Source organism: Marinobacterium aestuarii, assembly GCF_001651805.1.
Taxonomy (GTDB): domain Bacteria; phylum Pseudomonadota; class Gammaproteobacteria; order Pseudomonadales; family Balneatricaceae; genus Marinobacterium_A; species Marinobacterium_A aestuarii.
Genome location: NZ_CP015839.1, coordinates 78,118 through 94,023, shown reverse-complemented (window position 1 = coordinate 94,023; position 15,906 = coordinate 78,118). Strand labels below are relative to the sequence as shown.

The following is a 15,906-nucleotide window of genomic DNA, read 5'->3' as shown; positions in this document are numbered from 1 at the left end:
TTAAGGGATCTTCGCAGCGATACTCAGCCGCCGCCAATAGCCTGCACGATCTCGATCTGGTCGCCGTCGTTCAGGCGCAGCGCCACATGCTGGCTGCGCGGGACTATTTCCATGTTGACCTCGGCCGCAAAACGCTTGCCGACCAGCCCCAGTTGTTCAACCAGGTCAGCAAGACTGCAGTCATCCCGCAGCTCCATGGTGTCACCGTTTAGCACTATTCGCATTGATCCAATTCCAATCTTTCTTTCGGCCAGCTCAGACGAGCCGCTGCCGCAATTATTGTTTTGAAGCGCTGAACCGGCACGCAGCCAGACCCAGCATCAACCAGCCGGCCAGAAAAGCCAGGCCGCCCAGCGGCGTCACCGCACCCAGCCAGCGGATACCGCTGAGCGCCAGTATATAGAGACTGCCACAGAACAGCAGGATGCCAAGACCAAAGCAGATGCCGCCCAGGCGCAGCCATCGCGACGGCTGCTGCAGGCCCAGTAGTACCACCGCCAGCCAGGCCAGGCTATGGTAGAACTGATAGCTCACGGCGGTCTGGAACACATCCAGCATGTCCGGCGTCAGACGCCCACGCAGGCCGTGACTGCCAAAGGCCCCCAGTGCCACGGCACAAAAGCCGCTCAGTGCCACCAGGCGCAGGCTGATCACTGTATTCATGCAGCACCCCGCAAAATGAAGCGCATTATACCCCAGTGTTTCGATGACGGGGGCTCTGCGGTGTCCGAACATGACAAAGCCGCCCGCAGGCGGCTTTGTTGGCAATCGACGCCAGAGCGGCGGGCAGGTCAGGCCTGCAGCAGCGCGCCCTTGATCTTCTTCATGGCGTTCTTTTCGAGCTGGCGAATACGCTCGGCGGACACCTGATACTTGGCCGCCAGTTCGTGCAGCGTGGCTTTTTCATCCATCAGCCAGCGCTGGGCCAGAATATCCTGACTGCGCTCATCGAGCTGTTTCATCGCACTCAGCAGATTGGCCTGGGAGTTTTCTTCCCAGTTGGAGTTTTCAACCTGGAGCGCAGGGTCGGCCTGATCGTCTTCCAGAAAACTGGCCGGCGCCAGGTAGGCACGGTCTTCGTCTTCATCGGCCGGGGCATCAAAGGCAGTATCGCTGGACGCCAGACGGCCTTCCATCTGCCGCACCACCGCCGAATCAACGCCCAGGTCTTCTGCAATGGCATCAACTTCGGCGTTGTTCATCCAGCCCAGACGTTTTTTCTGTGAACGCAGGTTGAAGAACAGTTTGCGCTGCGCCTTGGTGGTGGCAACCTTGACGATACGCCAGTTGCGCAGAATGAATTCGTGCATTTCGGCCTTGATCCAGTGCACCGCAAAGGACACCAGACGCACACCCATGCTGGGATCAAAACGCTTCACGGCCTTCATGAGACCGACATTGCCTTCCTGCACCAGATCTCCCAGCTGCAGCCCGTAGCCGGAGTAGGATTTGGCGATATGTACCACAAAACGCAGATGCGACATAACCAGACGGCGTGCCGCTTCAAGGTCGTTCTGGTAAAACAGGCGCTCTGCCAGTTCGCGCTCTTCCTCTGCCGTCAGCACGGCGATCGCACTGACCGAGCGCATGTAGGCTTCCAGGTTACAACCCGGAGAGAGGATGTCGACGACTTGCAAGCTCTTGCCCATACAGTGTTACCTCAGTGTTACTTTCAGCTTGTCTATCCTGAATCCGCTAATATGACCGGCCTCGGGTAATGAAGTTCCCGGGGCCCTGACAAGCCAGAATTGCCTGCGGACCGGTAAAAATAGCGATATCCAGCCTAAACCGCAAGTGTGACGCTTTCATGTCATGTGCCAGAAGCCTCAACTGGGCTCAATTTGCCGCAGGTGATGTCCTACCGCCAGCCAGGCGCCGAGCCAGCCCAGCAACAGGCTGGTCAGCAGCAGAATCAGGCTGCCGCTCAGCCCCAGCCCCATGGGTTCAAAGTCGCTCAGGTAGAGTCGAGCCAGCTCCGCCACCGGCTGCTTGAGCGTCAGCAGACTGAACTGAATCAGGCACCAGGCCAGAGCCGCACCCAGCAGGCCGTACCAGGCACCGGTATAGAGGAAGGGGCGCCGCACCCAGGCATCGGTACCGCCCACCAGCTTGGCAACGATGATCTCGTCGCGCCGGCTCTCAATCGACAGCCGAATGGTATTGCCCACCACCAGCACGACCGCCAGCGCCAGCAGCAGGCCCAGCACCATTACCGCGCGCTGGGTCAGCTGCACAAAGGCGCTCAGGCGCTGCAGCCACTCCAGATCCAGCACCGCCTCATCCACTTCCTCCAGCGCCTGCAGCTTGGCCTTGAGCACTGGCAAGGCCGCCAGACTGCGATCCAGCGGTTGCACGGTAATGACCGCCGGCAGCGGGTTTTCATCCAGCAAGTCGACGATATTGCCAAAGCGCGACAGCTCCCGGAATTCCAGCAGGCCCTGGGCACGGCTGATCAGATCCACCGCCGCCAGGTCATCCCTCAACAGCAACTCACGACTGAAGCGATCGGCGGCCGCGTCGTCCAGCCCAGGGCTCAGATACAGGCTGATGCGGGGTTCATGGTCCCAGCCTTCGCTGAGCTGCTGCACATTTTTGAGGCCGGTGAGCAAAAAGCCGGGCAGGGCCAGGGCGATGGCCAGTACCGCCAGCGTGATCAGCGTCGGCAGCGGCGTGGCAAAAAGCCGGCTCCAGCTCTGGCGCGCCATCAACACATGGTGGCGACGCCAGTTGCGGTGGCGGCTGCGCCTGTCGATGCGATCCTGCTGAGCCCCGCGCCGCGGGGCATTTTTTTCATCCACGGCCATCGGCGATCAACCTCCCGTTACGCAGCACCAGGGTGCGGTGACGCATGCGCTCAATCAGTGACAGGTCATGGCTGGCGATCAGTACCGTGGTACCCACCCGATTGAACTGCTGAAACAGCTTCATGATTTCTTCGGACAACTCCGGATCCAGGTTACCGGTGGGCTCATCCGCCAGCAGTACCCGGGGCTTGTGGACGATGGCGCGGGCGATACCGACGCGCTGCTGCTCGCCGCTGGAGAGGCTGATCGGACTCTGGTTTTCCTTCTCCAGCAGGCCGACCTTGTTCAGCGCCGCCCGCACCCGCCGGGCCGCATCTTCGGGCTCATAGCCACAGATCTGCAGCGGCAGCGCTATATTCTCGAATACGGTGCGATCAAACAGCAGATGGTGATTCTGAAACACCACGCCGATACGCCGGCGGTGGTAGGGCAGCTCGTGCCGGCCCAGCTGCGTCAGGTTCTGCTCGCCCACCACGACCTGCCCCTGGGACGGCCGTTCCATCAGCATGATCATGCGCAGCAGGGTACTTTTACCGGCACCGGAATGCCCCGTAAGGAAGGCCATTTCTCCTTCACGCAGCGTAAAGGAGACATTGCTCAGGGCTTCCTGACCACTGAGGTAGCGCTTGCTGACGTTTTCGAAACTGATCAATGCCATGCTGTTGTCCACACCCGTAAGACGTGAAAATAATTCCCTGACACTGGGCCTGCGCTACAACGCCGACCCGTCTGTTTCCCGCCGTGCGGTTTAGTCGAGCTCTACTTAACCAAACAGGGCCTGGACGAACTCGTCGGCACTGAACGGACGCAGATCGTCCACTTGCTCGCCCACACCTATATAACGAATCGGCAATTCCAGCTGCTTGGCGATGGCAAAGATGATGCCACCCTTGGCGGTGCCGTCGAGTTTGGTCAGAGTAATACCCGTCACACCGACCGCATCCTTGAAGGTGCGCGCCTGGCTCATCGCATTCTGGCCGGTGCCGGCGTCCAGCACCAGCATCACCTCGTGGGGAGCGTCCATATCCAGCTTCTTCATAACGCGCACCACCTTTTGCAGCTCCTGCATCAGGTGATCCTTGTTCTGCAGGCGCCCGGCGGTATCGGCAATCAGCACATCGACATTGCGCGCCCTGGCCGACTGCAGCGCATCAAACAGCACCGAAGCCGAATCCGCCCCCGTGTGCTGCGCCACCACGGGCACCTGATTGCGTTCACCCCACACCTGCAGCTGCTCCACCGCCGCGGCACGGAAAGTATCGCCGGCCGCCAGCATCACGGAGCGACCCTCGCTCTGGAAGCGTTTGGCCAGCTTGCCAATAGTGGTGGTCTTGCCGACACCGTTAACACCCACCATCAGGATGACGTAAGGCTGCTTGCCGGCGGCATCGATCGGCAACGGCTGCTCGGCCTGATGCAGCAGCGCTGCCAGCTCCTGCTGCAACGCCTGCTGCAACGCCTGGGCATCGGCCAGCTGATTGCGGGCGACCTTGTCGGTCAGGCGACTGATAATTTCACTGGTTGCCTCCACGCCCACATCGGCGGTCAGCAGCAGGGTTTCGATGTCTTCCAGCAGTTCGTCGTCAATTTCCTTGGCGCCGAGGAAGAGGTTGCCCAGCTGGGCCGACAGATTGGCCTTGGTGCGGCTTAGGCCGGCCTTGATACGGGCCAGCATGCCCTGCTTTTTCTCAGGCGTATCCACAACCGGTGCGACCACAGGCGCAACCATTTCAGATTCGACGAGCTCTGGCTCAGCAGGTTCTGCCGGTACTTCCGGCGCCTCATCCGCAACGACCGCGGGTACTTCGGCGACCGCTTCCGCCGCCGCTAATGGTTCCGGCGCTGTGCTTTGCGGCGCACTAACATCCTGCTCAGCCAGTTCCTGCTCAGCATCACCCGCCTGAGCCTTCTCTGGCTGGGCATTCTCTAACGGGGCTGTATCCGACAGAGCACTATCAGACTCAACGTTTGCCACTTCCGCCAGGTCCGGCGCAACGGCATCCGGCTCAGCTTGCTCAACAGGCTCTGCCTGCTGCACCTCATCCGCCTCAACGGCCGGCGGCACCTGTTCCTTGCTGTTGGAAGCACCGAACAGGGATTTTAATTTCTTGAACATCGAATGTCCTCAGATCTGCTAACAACGGGCGCCAGCACCCGGATTTGGGAGCCTGGAAAAGCCTCAGGACGGGTCATCGCCCCTGATGTAAAAATATATCGCGAGCATCGCTACTGTGAATATGGCTCCGCCTGCATAGGTAACGATCGAGTAATCCCACTCGTTTTCCACCAGCCACCTGAACAAAGCTTCCATCGACATGCTCCAAGCCTGCGAAAGGCTTAACTTTCGAGCGCAATATCTTATCATAGGCGCCACGCAAGTTATTAAGCCCCGCGCATTACAGATCGCGGTGCTGTCGAGCTCAGGAGACTTGCAGTAATACTGGAACACTCAAGCCACCGACACCCGCAAACGGAATCCTGCAGTCATGGCCACCGAGCACAAGCCGCTGTTCAATCCGCTCTACCTCAAGGCGCTGATCATGATCCTGCCGGTACTGATCATCGTCTTTGCCTCCCTTGGGCCCAAAGCTGCCAGCTATCCCGAAATCGGGCACAGCAAAACGCAGCAGCTCTACTGGATAGAACAGCCCGACAGGCCCGACAACGAATTGCGCCTGCTGCTACCCGCTGCAGTAGCACTGGACCCGGAACAACGCGTTCTGCAACAGACACTGGCCGCGCTGCTGCAACAGCGCCTGCACCAGCCCGCGCTCCAGACTCTGCTCACACCGGTGCAGGACACTCAAGTCACCGCGCTGTCGGACCACCTGCAGATCAACCTGCGTTGGCCGGCCGGTGAAAAACTGCCGGAACTGAACGCCGTACTGCAGGCGCTGCAGCAGACTCCCGAATCTGCCGCAGCCGCCGCAGCCCTGGCACGCGTCCGTGCCCAGGCCTATCTCGAGGGTCAGGACCCGGCACAACGACTGCTGAACCGGCTGCTACAACGGTTACAGCAACAAACTCAGCAGGCCGGGACCCGCGCTATATCAACCGCGGATGTATTGCAGCAGTACCACCAGCTGTTCGCCCAGGCACCTTTGCTGATACTGGGCGGCCCCGACGCAGACCCACTGGCCGAAAAACTGAATAGCGCCGACGACTTTGACGGGGTCTCTGGCGCAGAGCGTTCAAGGCCTTTACGCCATGCCAAGCAGCACAACAGCGCGCCTGTGCAACCTCTCAAACTGCAGCTGAGCGATGCCCGTCTGCCCGCCATGTACCTGCTGGGGGCCAGCATGCCGGGCCGTGATGCCGAGGATTATGCCGCTCACTTGCTGGCCATCCGCAGCCTGCAGCGGGCGCTGGAACTGCGCCCGGATGCAGCAGGGCACTACCGGCTGGTGTGGCAACAATCCCGCGACAGCGGTTACCGGGCACTGATTCTGGACGGTCAGCCCGCCAGGGCACAGACCCTTGCTGAAAAGGTGCAGCTGACAGCAGCGGCTCCCGTTGATAAAACAGCGATGGAGCTGATTGATAGCCCCGTGATTGATACAGCAGTGATTAATGCCGGACTGATAGATGACACCCGCCAGCTGCTGTTGCAGCAGCTGCGCCAACAGCTGCAGACCCCCCAGGGCCAGCTGGATCAGCTCACCACCCTGGCGTTCAATAATCTGACCGGACAACGGCTGGATACGATTCTGGATCAGCTGCAGGCCGTACCCGGGGATGACATTGGCCCGCGAATCGCGCACTATCTCGCCCCCGAGACCCAGATTCTTATCACCTTAAACGGACAGTGAAGCCGCGCATGCCCAAACCTACCCATTCAAACCGGTCTCCCCGTATACCCGAGCCCATCAGCGGCGAGCTGCGCATCATTGCCGGCAGCTGGCGCGGTCGCAAACTCAAGTTCCCGGCCCTGACCGGCCTGCGCCCCACGCCCAACCGCGTCCGCGAAACGCTGTTTAACTGGGTGCAGGCGTCGGTGCAGGGAGCGCGCTGTCTGGATCTGTTTGCCGGCAGTGGCGCCCTGGGGCTCGAAGCCCTGTCCCGTGGTGCAGGCTCAGTGACCTTTATCGACAACGCGACCCAAGCCGTACGCCAGCTGCGGGATAACCTGCAACTGCTCAAAGCGGACAACGCCGACGTACAGACAGCCGCCGCCATGGACTGGCTCCAGCGCCATGAGCTGGGGGCAGCCCCCGGCTATGACCTGGTGTTTCTGGATCCGCCATTTAACTGTGATCTGCTGCCCCAGGCCTGCGAACTGCTGGAGTCCCGCAACCTGCTGGCCAGCCAGGCGCTGATCTACATCGAATCGGAATCCGCGCTTGGCACACCGCTACTGCCGGACAACTGGCGCCAGCTGCGCAGCAAAACCGCAGGCAAGGTTAGCTACAGTCTTTATATCCGCGATCCAGGCACCGATACAGACCCTGGCTGACACTCGCGCCCGCGCGGCCTGATCGGCACCGTCTGATTAGAGGCCGCGCAAACAGCTGCGCACCAAGAGCGAACCCTGCTCACGGCAGGAAAACAGCTCTGGTGCCAGCAACAGCGACTGCACCACCCCCAATAGCAGACAGCAGATGGATTTGGCCATGGGTTCGAGCTGGGATTTTTTCAGCCCGACCAGCTGCTGCTTGCGTGCCTGCTTGAGAAAATAGTGGATATGCCCCACGCCCTGATTCAGCGCCCGCTGACGTTGCTGCGCCAATGCGGCAACGCCGGCGCAGCTGTCATTGCCGGCATAAAACAGCTGATAAACCTGCTGCGCCTGTGCATCCCCGGTAATTTCCCGCAACAACCCCAGCAGGTAGCCCTCCAGGGCATTCAGTGCCTGCTGCCGCGACGCCTGCAGCTGCTCAAGATAATGCCGGTCAAAGGGGAGTGAAACCCGCTGAAACAGCGCCTCCAGCAGGGCGTCACGATTTTTGAAATGCCAGTACAGGGCCCCGTGGGTCACGCCGGCATGGGTCGCCACATCCTTGAGCGTTGCCGTGGCTGCGCCTCGCTGACTGAAAACCTCCAGTGCCGCCATCAGCAACGCCTGTCGGGTTTGTTCTGCTTCCTGCGGGGTGCGCCTTGCCATTCGCCTTCCAGTCCCTGAATACGCAAAAGCCCGACACGGGCCTTACATGTGCAGCTCAATGTATCGCGGATAGATGACACTAGGGTGACAGAGGCCGCGACAATCAGGCGCAAAGGTGGATACTGGCTATACGTTTAGAGTGCAATGTCAGAAAAAAGCCCCGCACAGACAGGCTCAGTGCGGGGCGGGAGAGCGGGTGATACCCGGCAATCATTATGGCGGGGGGCTAACGTGGGCTGGCGTCATCCACATAGTATTTGAGCTGCATAGATGCAAAGGCCCCGACGTTCAGCTGCGGCGAACGGAACTTCGCCTCGAACGCCTGTCCGGGCTGCACAGTGCCCGGGACCTGAGCGATATAGCGCTGCACCTTGCCCTCCTGATCCTTGATCAGCACGCCCATCACCAGATTATCCAGCGCACTCTGGCCACTGTAACGCCAGCGCACCTGCCAGCTGTTCTGATCAATCACGGTTTCACCCAGGGGCTGCATCTGCTGCATAAACGCGGCCAGACGCGCCTGCTGCTGCGACTGGCGGGACTCTTCCTGCTTGACGCCCTGATGCTTCACATAGGAGCCCACTGTCGTGCCCAGCAGCGCGGCAACGCCGCCACCCTGGCCGGCGGCCATCGTATCGTTGCGCTTCTGCCAGAGGACATTGCTCTCCAGCAGGGCTGCAGCGTCCGGGTTCTCCTGGCCCTTGCGGTAATAACCCTGTACCAGGCGCGCCGTTGCCGCCGTTTCCTCGGCCCGTTCGCGGTTTACCGGGTGGGTGTGGAAGAAGAGCCCGCCGGCATTGCCCTCTTCACGGTACTGCCGCGCCCAGATGCGACTGGCGGCCGTGGGATCAAAACCGGCCAGGGCGGCATAGAGCACCGCAATACGATCCGCTTCACGTTCATTTTCATGGGTAAAGGCCGCCTGATAGCCATTGCGGGCCGCAGAATTCGAGCCCGTCAAGGTCGCCAGTGTCTGGAAACCCTGGCTCTCAAACGCATGATTGGCCACTGTGTGCGCCACCTCATGGGCAATCACCGCCGCCAGCTCATCGTCATCCTGCAGCTGCTGCATCAGCCCCAGGTGCACCACTATATAGGTGCCGCCAGTGGTAAAGGCGTTGAAGTCCGGGCGATCAATCAGGACTGGCTGCCAGCGTTCGGACTTGAGATGACTGATGCGCTGCACCCGATCAAACAGACGCGTCAGGCGCGCGTACTGGACCTCATCCAGCTGCTCGTTGATTTTGCTTTCCGCACGCAGCAGCTGCTCGACCGCAGCGTTGCCCTGGCGAATCTGCGCACTGCGCCCGGCGAGCGAGAGGCTGCGCTCACCGGTAACCCTGTCCTGCTCACTGACCGCACCCACCACATTGTAAAGACCCGCGTCGACCGCCTGCAGAGACATACAGCCTGACAGCAGCAGTAACGATACCGGAAGTATCATCCGGCCCCAGACCCGCGACATTTTGTGCTTCATTTAAACCTCTTCACCATATGCCCATATAGAATATAAAAATATTTTTTAATAACCCCGACGCATAAACACATTCCATTAATGTATTTGTACGCTCCTGCCAATTCGGCTAACATGCCGCTTTCGCGATATACTCCCGGCAGCAGCATAACCGTCAGCGAGAGCTTTATGAATACGGCTGTCTATCCCGGCACCTTTGATCCGATTACTAATGGTCACACCGACCTCGTTCAACGTGCCGCGCGCATCTTTGACCGGGTCGTGGTTTCAGTGGCGGCAAGCCCGAAAAAAGAACCCATGCTGCCACTTGAACAGCGCGTTGAGCTGGCCAGGGAAGTACTGCAGCACTTGCCCAATGTTGAAGTCATTGGCTTCAACTGCCTGCTGGCCGACCTGGTAGAGCAACAGAGCGCCAATATAATACTGCGAGGATTGCGGGCCGTATCGGATTTCGAATACGAATTTCAGCTGGCCAACATGAATCGCAAGCTTGCACCGCAGGCTGAAAGCATGTTTCTGACCCCGGCGGAACATCTTTCCTACATATCCTCGACCCTGATTCGCGAGATCGCGAGCCTGGGCGGTGATGTGAGCAAATTTGTTCATCCTGCTGTCTCAAAAGCCATGCAGGAAAGTCTGGGACTATAACGTTTCTTATTTACGCAGTGAGTGAGGTAGCCGACCATGGCATTGATGATTACCGACGAATGCATCAACTGTGATGTATGCGAGCCAGAATGCCCGAACGAGGCGATCACTCCGGGTGATGAAATCTATGAGATCGACCCGGGCAAATGCACCGAGTGCGTAGGCCACTACGATACGCCACAGTGCGTTGAAGTCTGCCCGGTCGACTGTATTCCCAAGGACCCGGATCATGTGGAAACGCAGGATCAGCTGATGATCAAATACAGCGTCCTGACGGGCCAGTAAGCCATAGGCACGCGGCCTGAAAGCCGGTTGGATCACTCCGCAAGGAACTGATAACCTGCTGACAAGGCAACAAAAAATCCGCAAAGCACGCAGTGGCTTGCGGATTTTTTATGGCTGCTGTTCGCCTCGACAGTCCCCGCTCAGATGCGGATTTTCAGGCTCTGCAGACCGAATTCCGCATCCATGCGCTGGCCGATGACATTCTCGCCACACAGATGATGGGCGTACTGCATATGCAGGCAGCGCACCTTGTCCCACTGCGAAATACCACCAATACCGTACTGCTCGAACAGGCGGGTAAAGCCCAGCTGCTCGATCTGCTCCCGATCCTGCGGATGCATCAGCTGCCAGCGCTGTGCCACATAGCTGACATGGTTCTGCCGAAAGGCTTCACGCAGGGTTTCATCCTGCTGTATCTCCAGCTCAATCTGCTTCACCCAGCCCGAGGTCTCGATCTCGGCAATGGCGCGGTACAGATCCTTTGAACACAGCCAGAACAGGGTCGGAAAGGGGCGATTGTCCACCAGGGAGCGAATTTGCAGCACCGTGGGAATGCCATCGGCCGTCTGATGGGCAATGCCCACCAGGCCGCGCGGCTCGCGCCCTAACTGGCGGGCAATCATGTCCAGCTGTGTTGGCGTCAATGTCGTTATCATCCCAGAAACTCGGCTAAGGTCACGGCTTCAGCACCGCACACCGGAATGCGTGCGGGCATGATCAACGTGCAGTTATCGAAAGGTGCCGTCAGCGGACCTCTATCCTGTGCATAGACGTCGCCCCGCGCGATACGCTCAAACCCCCGGTACGGCTGGCTGAAGCTAAAGTGCTCGGTGCGCGCCTCTATGACTTGCCGAATCCGGTAGTGCCCGGCGCTGTGGTTGGGCTCGTAGCCCCAGGGCGGTATCAGGGCGTCCTGCTGCAGCAGGCCGGCACGATACAGCACTCGGCGCGTTATCGCATGTGCCTGCTGGGCACTTTCGAGTTCAAAGTGTGAGCCGCACTCGGCCACCAGACCATGACAACCCTTGCGGCCGTGCTGCATGGCATAGGAAACCAGCATGCCGGGGTGATAGCCGCCGAGGTTGTAGAGCAGCTGCGCAAAGGGAAAGTCCAGGGTTGCGACCAAAGCACTGCAGTCGGGCAGCTCGGGGTAGATCAGCATAGGCGCCACCGGATTGCTGGTGGAATGCAGGTCCAGCACCAGATCGGCTTCGTGCAGCAGTGGCGCCAGGCGGACGGCGCGGCGGCTTTCCTCGCTGTCAGGGTGTTTGAGTCGCGCCGGCAGCCAGACCCTGTTGCCGTCTTCATCCACGCAGCGGCTGGCATAGGGGCGCTGCGGATCAAACCGCTGGTAGGCCGCCACATTGTTGAACATCAGCGTCAGACTGCCACGCAGCGGTCGCACATCCTGCTCCAGCAGTTCACAGAGCGCATGGGCGCCACAGAACTCGTTGCCATGGGTCAGACCTATGACGACGACATCAGGCCCACTGCGGCCAGACTCGAAGCGGTGGCAATAATCGACACCGGTGTTGCCGCGCCTATAGGCGCCAAGATCCAGCGGCAACAGATCCAGCGATGGCTGCTCGAGCCTGAGCCCGGCGCGGGCGAGGGAAGGTGGATTGTTCATGGTCACTCACTGCATGTTTCTGCTGATCAGTTTAGCAGCCCGCGGCTTTGAATTGTCTGCCGCTGCAGCCAGACTCAGACGTGGCCGTATTCCCCACCCTGACCCAGCCAGCGCCGGATCACGGCGCTGCCGAGCGAGGCATCCTGCTGAATCTGCAGTGCAACCTCGCGCACCCCCGGCAGCAGGTCGGCGTCACGGTTCAGGTCAGCAATGCGAAACTGCATCATGCCGGTCTGACGCGTCCCCAGCACCTCGCCCGGGCCGCGCAGTTCAAGATCCTTTTCGGCGATGCGAAAGCCATCGGTGGTTTCGCGCATGACCGCCAGGCGCTCGCGGCCCTGTTTGGACAGCGGCGCCTGGTACATGAGCACGCAGAAGCTCTCCTGGCTGCCGCGCCCGACCCGCCCACGCAGCTGGTGCAACTGCGCCAGGCCCAGGCGCTCCGGGTTCTCAATAATCATCAGGCTGGCATTGGGCACATCAACACCAACCTCGATCACAGTCGTGGCCACCAGCAGATCCAGTTCGGCGGCCTTGAACTGCGCCATGACGCTGGCCTTTTCAGTCGCCTTCATGCGCCCGTGCACCAGGCCGATACGCAGATCCGGCAGGGCTTCGCGCAGGTTTTCACAGGTCACCTCGGCGGCCTGGCACTGCAGCGCCTCGGATTCATCGATCAGGGTGCAGACCCAGTAGGCCTGACGCCCCTCGGCGCAGGCCAGACTTACCCGCTGCACCACTTCCTGACGGCGACCGTCGGCGATCACCACCGTGTTCACCGGTGTGCGCCCCGGCGGCAGTTCATCGATGACGGAGCAGTCCAGATCCGCGTAGGCGCTCATGGTCAGGGTGCGGGGGATGGGCGTTGCCGTCATGATCAGCTGATGGGGCGCGCGTTCGCCGTTGCGCCCCTTTTCACGCAGGCTGAGACGCTGATGCACGCCGAAGCGGTGCTGTTCATCGACCACCACCAGCCCCAGATCCTGAAACTGCACCTCATCCTGAAACAGCGCGTGCGTACCCACCACCAGCCGGGCACTGCCATCCTGAATGGCCGCCAGCTGCTTCTGCCGCGCCTTGCCTTTCACTTTGCCGGCCAGCCAGGCCACTTCGATACCCAGTGGCTCCAGCCACTGGGTGAAATTGTTACGGTGCTGCTCGGCCAGAATTTCGGTTGGCGCCATGATCGCCGCCTGGACGCCGTTTTCCATCGCCTGCAGCGCCGCCAGTGCCGCCACGACGGTTTTGCCGGAGCCAACATCGCCCTGAATCAGACGCAGCATGGGAAACGTTTTGGTCATGTCCCTGGCAACATCGTTGCACACCCGCTGCTGCGCGCCGGTCAGGGGAAACGGCAGGGCGGCCAGAAACGGCTTCACCAGAGTACCCCGATAGGGCAGCGCCGGTGCCCCCTGCTGTTGCGCCTGCTGGCGCAGATTCAGCAGGGTCAGATGGTGGGCCAGCAGCTCTTCAAAGGCGAGGCGACGCTGGCTGGGGTGCCGACCTTCAAGCAACAGGTCCTGGTTGGCATCCACCGGCGGCTGATGCAGGTAGCGGATGGAGTCATCCAGCCCTGGCAGCTTCCATTGGCGGCGCAATGTTTCAGGCAGCAGGTCGGGCAGGGTGCCGGGCTGCAAATATTGCATGGCCAGGGTCACCAGGCTGCGCAGCCGCGTCTGGTGCAGGCCTTCGGTGGCCGGATACACCGGCGTCAGGGTGCTGTCCACAGATACCGCGCCATCCCCATCGATGCGGCTGTACTCGGGATGCACCATTTCAAGCCCGCCGGGCCCGGGTCGCACTTCACCAAAACAGCGCAGCCGAACCCCGGGCAGCAGCTGGTTTTTCTGCGCCGCGCTGAAGTGAAAAAAACGCAGGCTGATAGTGCCGGTACCATCCTGCATGCGGCACAGCAGCGCCCGGCGCCGGCCCTGCATCAAATCCGCCACCTTGATTTCGCCGGTGACGACGCATTCATCCCCGGGGCGCAGCGCGCCCATGGGCACCACCCGGGTACGGTCCTGATACCGCAGCGGCAGATGAAACAGCAGATCCTGCAGGGTATGCAGCCCCAGACGCTCAAGCTTGAGTTCCAGCGCCGCCCCCACACCCTTGAGCCGGGTGACCGGCAGATCCGACAGCAGCTCTGTCATGCAGACTCGTCCGACGACGCCAGCTGACAGCGGCTCAGGGACTCGATCAGCACATCAATCGCCTTGGGCCGGGGGAAACTGGCACGCCAGGCGATCGCCACGGTGCGCATGGGCTGGGGCATCTGAAATGGGCGCACGACGACAAGATCGGACTGGTAATGGCCCTGCACCGCCGACTGCGGCAAGACGCTGGTGCCCAGCCCCGACGCCACCATCATGCGGATGGTTTCCAGCGAGCTGCCTTCGGTGAGCTGGTGCCGCTGATGCATGGCCTGAGACAGGGTGGGGCAGGATTCCAGCACATGGTCGCGGAAACAGTGACCTTCCCCCAGCATCAGCAACTCGGTTTCATCCAGCCGCTGGCTATCGATAGTTTCCTGGCTTGCCCAGGGGTGCTTGCGCGGCAACAGCATCATGAAAGGCTCATCATAGAGCGGGCGCGTCAGCACATCGGGCTCACTGAACGGCAACGCGACTATGATCGCATCCAGGTCGCCATTGCGAATCTTGCCGCGCAGAGTCTCGGTGAAATTCTCTTCGATATAGAGCGGCATCTGCGGCGCCAGGCGCTGTACTTCCGGCACCAGATGGGGAAACAGGTAAGGCCCTATGGTATAGATTGCGCCCACCCGCAGCGGGCTGCACAGCTGATCCTTGCCCTGCTGGGCCAGATCCTTGATGGTATCGGCCTGCTCCAGCACCTTCTGCGCCTGCTGCACGATACGCTCACCCGTGGGCGTCACGCGCACCGAGTTCTTGCTGCGCTCGAACAGGGCAATGCCCAGCTCCTCTTCCAGTTTTTTGACGGCGATGGACAGCGTTGGCTGACTTACAAAGCAGCGTTCGGCGGCATGGCCGAAATGCTGTTCCCGGGCGAGGGTAACGATGTAGCGCAGCTCTGTGAGCGTCATCCAAAGATTCCTTTGCTATGATGGCGGCCGGCACAACAGGGAGACAGGCCCATGCACAAGCAGCAAATTCTGATCGCAGGCTGCGGCGATGTTGGCAGCACACTGGGTCTGGCACTGACCGCGGCGGGGCACAAGGTGTTTGGCCTGCGCCGTACTATAAACCAGCTGCCAGCCGGCATCCAAGGGATCGCGGGGGATCTGACCAACCCGGCCAGCCTTGGCGGCCAATTACCGGCGTGCAATATCCTGGTGTACTGCGCTGCGGCCAGCAACCATGACGAGCCCGGTTACCGTGCCGCCTATGTCGAGGGTCTGGCCAATGTACTGGCTGCGCTGCCCCAGCCTCCCGGCCTGCTGCTGTTTACCTCCAGCAGTGGCGTTTACCACCAGGCCGACGGCAGCACGGTGGATGAGCAGAGCCCGACCGAGCCCGACCGTTTCAGCGGCCAGATCATGCTGCAGGCCGAACAGCTTGCGCTCAGCTGCGGTATCAAGGCCTCTGTGGTGCGTTTTAGCGGCATCTATGGCCCGGGCCGCAACCACCTGATCAACCAGGTGCGCAGCGGGCTAGGCGCACCGGCCTTGCCCGAATACTACAGCAACCGCATCCATCGTGATGACTGTGCCGGCGTGCTGCAGCACCTGATTGGTCTGCACCTGCAAGGTGAAACCCTGGCTCCCATCTACCTGGCCAGCGACGATACACCGGCCACCCTGCACGAGGTCAGCCAGTGGCTGGCAACAGCCCTGGGTGTGACGATTCACACCACCAAAGCGTTGCGCCGGGGCGGCAGCAAACGCTGCTGCAATACCCTGCTACGCAGCACCGGCTACGACTTTATTTATCCGGACTTTCGCGCAGGCTACAGGGCAATGCTGCAGCAGCGTCCACCGACCTGA

At 60.8% G+C, this 15,906-nt stretch carries 17 protein-coding genes; 5 read left to right on the top strand and 12 right to left on the bottom strand.

Annotated features, from left to right (window positions below; genetic code table 11):
* Positions 1 to 23: 23 nt before the first annotated feature.
* The 6 genes from thiS to ftsY all read right to left on the bottom strand — a co-directional run bounded on the left by thiS (position 24) and on the right by ftsY (position 4,920).
* On the bottom strand, positions 24 to 224 hold the full coding sequence (thiS, locus tag A8C75_RS00415; protein WP_067376529.1) for a sulfur carrier protein ThiS: 201 nt from the start codon (positions 222 to 224) through the stop codon (positions 24 to 26).
* A gap of 52 nt (positions 225 to 276) precedes the next feature.
* The gene (locus A8C75_RS00410) at positions 277 to 663 is read right to left on the bottom strand and encodes a DUF423 domain-containing protein (protein WP_067376526.1); all 387 of its coding nucleotides are present in this window, start codon (positions 661 to 663) and stop codon (positions 277 to 279) included.
* Between the two features lie 128 nt (positions 664 to 791).
* Positions 792 to 1,649, bottom strand: coding sequence for an RNA polymerase sigma factor RpoH (gene rpoH / locus A8C75_RS00405; RefSeq protein WP_067288973.1), 858 nt, complete (start codon positions 1,647 to 1,649; stop codon positions 792 to 794).
* Between the two features lie 177 nt (positions 1,650 to 1,826).
* Entirely contained in the window at positions 1,827 to 2,804 is a 978-nt protein-coding gene (gene ftsX, locus A8C75_RS00400) for a permease-like cell division protein FtsX (RefSeq protein WP_067376523.1), read from the bottom strand.
* Positions 2,791 to 3,462, bottom strand: coding sequence for a cell division ATP-binding protein FtsE (gene ftsE / locus A8C75_RS00395; protein WP_227819793.1), 672 nt, complete (start codon positions 3,460 to 3,462; stop codon positions 2,791 to 2,793). Before ftsE ends, ftsX begins: the two co-directional genes overlap by 14 nt.
* A gap of 105 nt (positions 3,463 to 3,567) precedes the next feature.
* Complete coding sequence (ftsY, locus tag A8C75_RS00390; protein WP_067376520.1) at positions 3,568 to 4,920, bottom strand: signal recognition particle-docking protein FtsY; 1,353 nt, start codon at positions 4,918 to 4,920, stop codon at positions 3,568 to 3,570.
* A gap of 370 nt (positions 4,921 to 5,290) precedes the next feature.
* On the opposite strand from ftsY, the gene A8C75_RS00385 reads away from it, so the two are divergent.
* Together A8C75_RS00385 and rsmD are read left to right on the top strand one after the other, a co-directional pair.
* Positions 5,291 to 6,613, top strand: a complete 1,323-nt coding sequence (locus A8C75_RS00385; RefSeq protein WP_067376517.1) for a hypothetical protein — start codon at positions 5,291 to 5,293, stop codon at positions 6,611 to 6,613.
* Between the two features lie 8 nt (positions 6,614 to 6,621).
* Positions 6,622 to 7,257, top strand: a complete 636-nt coding sequence (rsmD, locus tag A8C75_RS00380) for a 16S rRNA (guanine(966)-N(2))-methyltransferase RsmD (RefSeq protein ID WP_067376514.1) — start codon at positions 6,622 to 6,624, stop codon at positions 7,255 to 7,257.
* A gap of 36 nt (positions 7,258 to 7,293) precedes the next feature.
* Here the strand turns inward: rsmD and A8C75_RS00375 are convergent, their stop codons facing one another.
* Positions 7,294 to 7,905: a TetR family transcriptional regulator gene (locus A8C75_RS00375; protein WP_067376511.1), complete on the bottom strand. Its 612-nt coding sequence runs from the start codon at positions 7,903 to 7,905 to the stop codon at positions 7,294 to 7,296.
* Between the two features lie 226 nt (positions 7,906 to 8,131).
* A complete protein-coding gene (locus tag A8C75_RS00370; protein WP_067376507.1) occupies positions 8,132 to 9,382 on the bottom strand; it encodes a M48 family metallopeptidase in 1,251 nt (416 codons plus the stop codon).
* 165 nt (positions 9,383 to 9,547) lie between these two features.
* Between A8C75_RS00370 and coaD the strand changes: the two genes are divergently transcribed.
* Together coaD and A8C75_RS00360 are read left to right on the top strand one after the other, a co-directional pair.
* The gene (gene coaD, locus A8C75_RS00365; protein ID WP_067376504.1) at positions 9,548 to 10,027 is read left to right on the top strand and encodes a pantetheine-phosphate adenylyltransferase; all 480 of its coding nucleotides are present in this window, start codon (positions 9,548 to 9,550) and stop codon (positions 10,025 to 10,027) included.
* A gap of 36 nt (positions 10,028 to 10,063) precedes the next feature.
* Entirely contained in the window at positions 10,064 to 10,312 is a 249-nt protein-coding gene (locus A8C75_RS00360; protein ID WP_067288995.1) for a YfhL family 4Fe-4S dicluster ferredoxin, read from the top strand.
* Positions 10,313 to 10,452: 140 nt separating this feature from the next.
* On the opposite strand, the gene A8C75_RS00355 is transcribed toward A8C75_RS00360, so the two are convergent.
* The 4 genes from A8C75_RS00355 to A8C75_RS00340 form a co-directional block, all read right to left on the bottom strand.
* A complete protein-coding gene (locus A8C75_RS00355; protein ID WP_067376501.1) occupies positions 10,453 to 10,968 on the bottom strand; it encodes a DUF501 domain-containing protein in 516 nt (171 codons plus the stop codon).
* Entirely contained in the window at positions 10,965 to 11,942 is a 978-nt protein-coding gene (locus A8C75_RS00350) for a M14 family metallopeptidase (RefSeq protein ID WP_067376498.1), read from the bottom strand. Before A8C75_RS00350 ends, A8C75_RS00355 begins: the two co-directional genes overlap by 4 nt.
* 74 nt (positions 11,943 to 12,016) lie before the next feature.
* Positions 12,017 to 14,095 carry an ATP-dependent DNA helicase RecG gene (recG, locus tag A8C75_RS00345; protein ID WP_067376495.1) on the bottom strand — a complete coding sequence of 693 codons (2,079 nt, stop codon included), beginning with the start codon at positions 14,093 to 14,095 and terminating at the stop codon, positions 12,017 to 12,019.
* Positions 14,092 to 15,006, bottom strand: coding sequence for a hydrogen peroxide-inducible genes activator (locus tag A8C75_RS00340; RefSeq protein WP_067376492.1), 915 nt, complete (start codon positions 15,004 to 15,006; stop codon positions 14,092 to 14,094). Before A8C75_RS00340 ends, recG begins: the two co-directional genes overlap by 4 nt.
* Before the next feature lie 51 nt (positions 15,007 to 15,057).
* Between A8C75_RS00340 and A8C75_RS00335 the strand changes: the two genes are divergently transcribed.
* Entirely contained in the window at positions 15,058 to 15,906 is an 849-nt protein-coding gene (locus tag A8C75_RS00335) for an SDR family oxidoreductase (RefSeq protein WP_067376489.1), read from the top strand.

Coding starts and splice junctions, on each gene's coding strand:
- thiS (WP_067376529.1), bottom strand. CDS start 224: ATGCGAATAGTGCTAAACGGTGACACCATGGAGCTGCGGGATGACTGC.
- A8C75_RS00410 (WP_067376526.1), bottom strand. CDS start 663: ATGAATACAGTGATCAGCCTGCGCCTGGTGGCACTGAGCGGCTTTTGT.
- rpoH (WP_067288973.1), bottom strand. CDS start 1,649: ATGGGCAAGAGCTTGCAAGTCGTCGACATCCTCTCTCCGGGTTGTAAC.
- ftsX (WP_067376523.1), bottom strand. CDS start 2,804: ATGGCCGTGGATGAAAAAAATGCCCCGCGGCGCGGGGCTCAGCAGGAT.
- ftsE (WP_227819793.1), bottom strand. CDS start 3,462: ATGGCATTGATCAGTTTCGAAAACGTCAGCAAGCGCTACCTCAGTGGT.
- ftsY (WP_067376520.1), bottom strand. CDS start 4,920: ATGTTCAAGAAATTAAAATCCCTGTTCGGTGCTTCCAACAGCAAGGAA.
- A8C75_RS00385 (WP_067376517.1), top strand. CDS start 5,291: ATGGCCACCGAGCACAAGCCGCTGTTCAATCCGCTCTACCTCAAGGCG.
- rsmD (WP_067376514.1), top strand. CDS start 6,622: ATGCCCAAACCTACCCATTCAAACCGGTCTCCCCGTATACCCGAGCCC.
- A8C75_RS00375 (WP_067376511.1), bottom strand. CDS start 7,905: ATGGCAAGGCGCACCCCGCAGGAAGCAGAACAAACCCGACAGGCGTTG.
- A8C75_RS00370 (WP_067376507.1), bottom strand. CDS start 9,382: ATGAAGCACAAAATGTCGCGGGTCTGGGGCCGGATGATACTTCCGGTA.
- coaD (WP_067376504.1), top strand. CDS start 9,548: ATGAATACGGCTGTCTATCCCGGCACCTTTGATCCGATTACTAATGGT.
- A8C75_RS00360 (WP_067288995.1), top strand. CDS start 10,064: ATGGCATTGATGATTACCGACGAATGCATCAACTGTGATGTATGCGAG.
- A8C75_RS00355 (WP_067376501.1), bottom strand. CDS start 10,968: ATGATAACGACATTGACGCCAACACAGCTGGACATGATTGCCCGCCAG.
- A8C75_RS00350 (WP_067376498.1), bottom strand. CDS start 11,942: ATGAACAATCCACCTTCCCTCGCCCGCGCCGGGCTCAGGCTCGAGCAG.
- recG (WP_067376495.1), bottom strand. CDS start 14,095: ATGACAGAGCTGCTGTCGGATCTGCCGGTCACCCGGCTCAAGGGTGTG.
- A8C75_RS00340 (WP_067376492.1), bottom strand. CDS start 15,006: ATGACGCTCACAGAGCTGCGCTACATCGTTACCCTCGCCCGGGAACAG.
- A8C75_RS00335 (WP_067376489.1), top strand. CDS start 15,058: ATGCACAAGCAGCAAATTCTGATCGCAGGCTGCGGCGATGTTGGCAGC.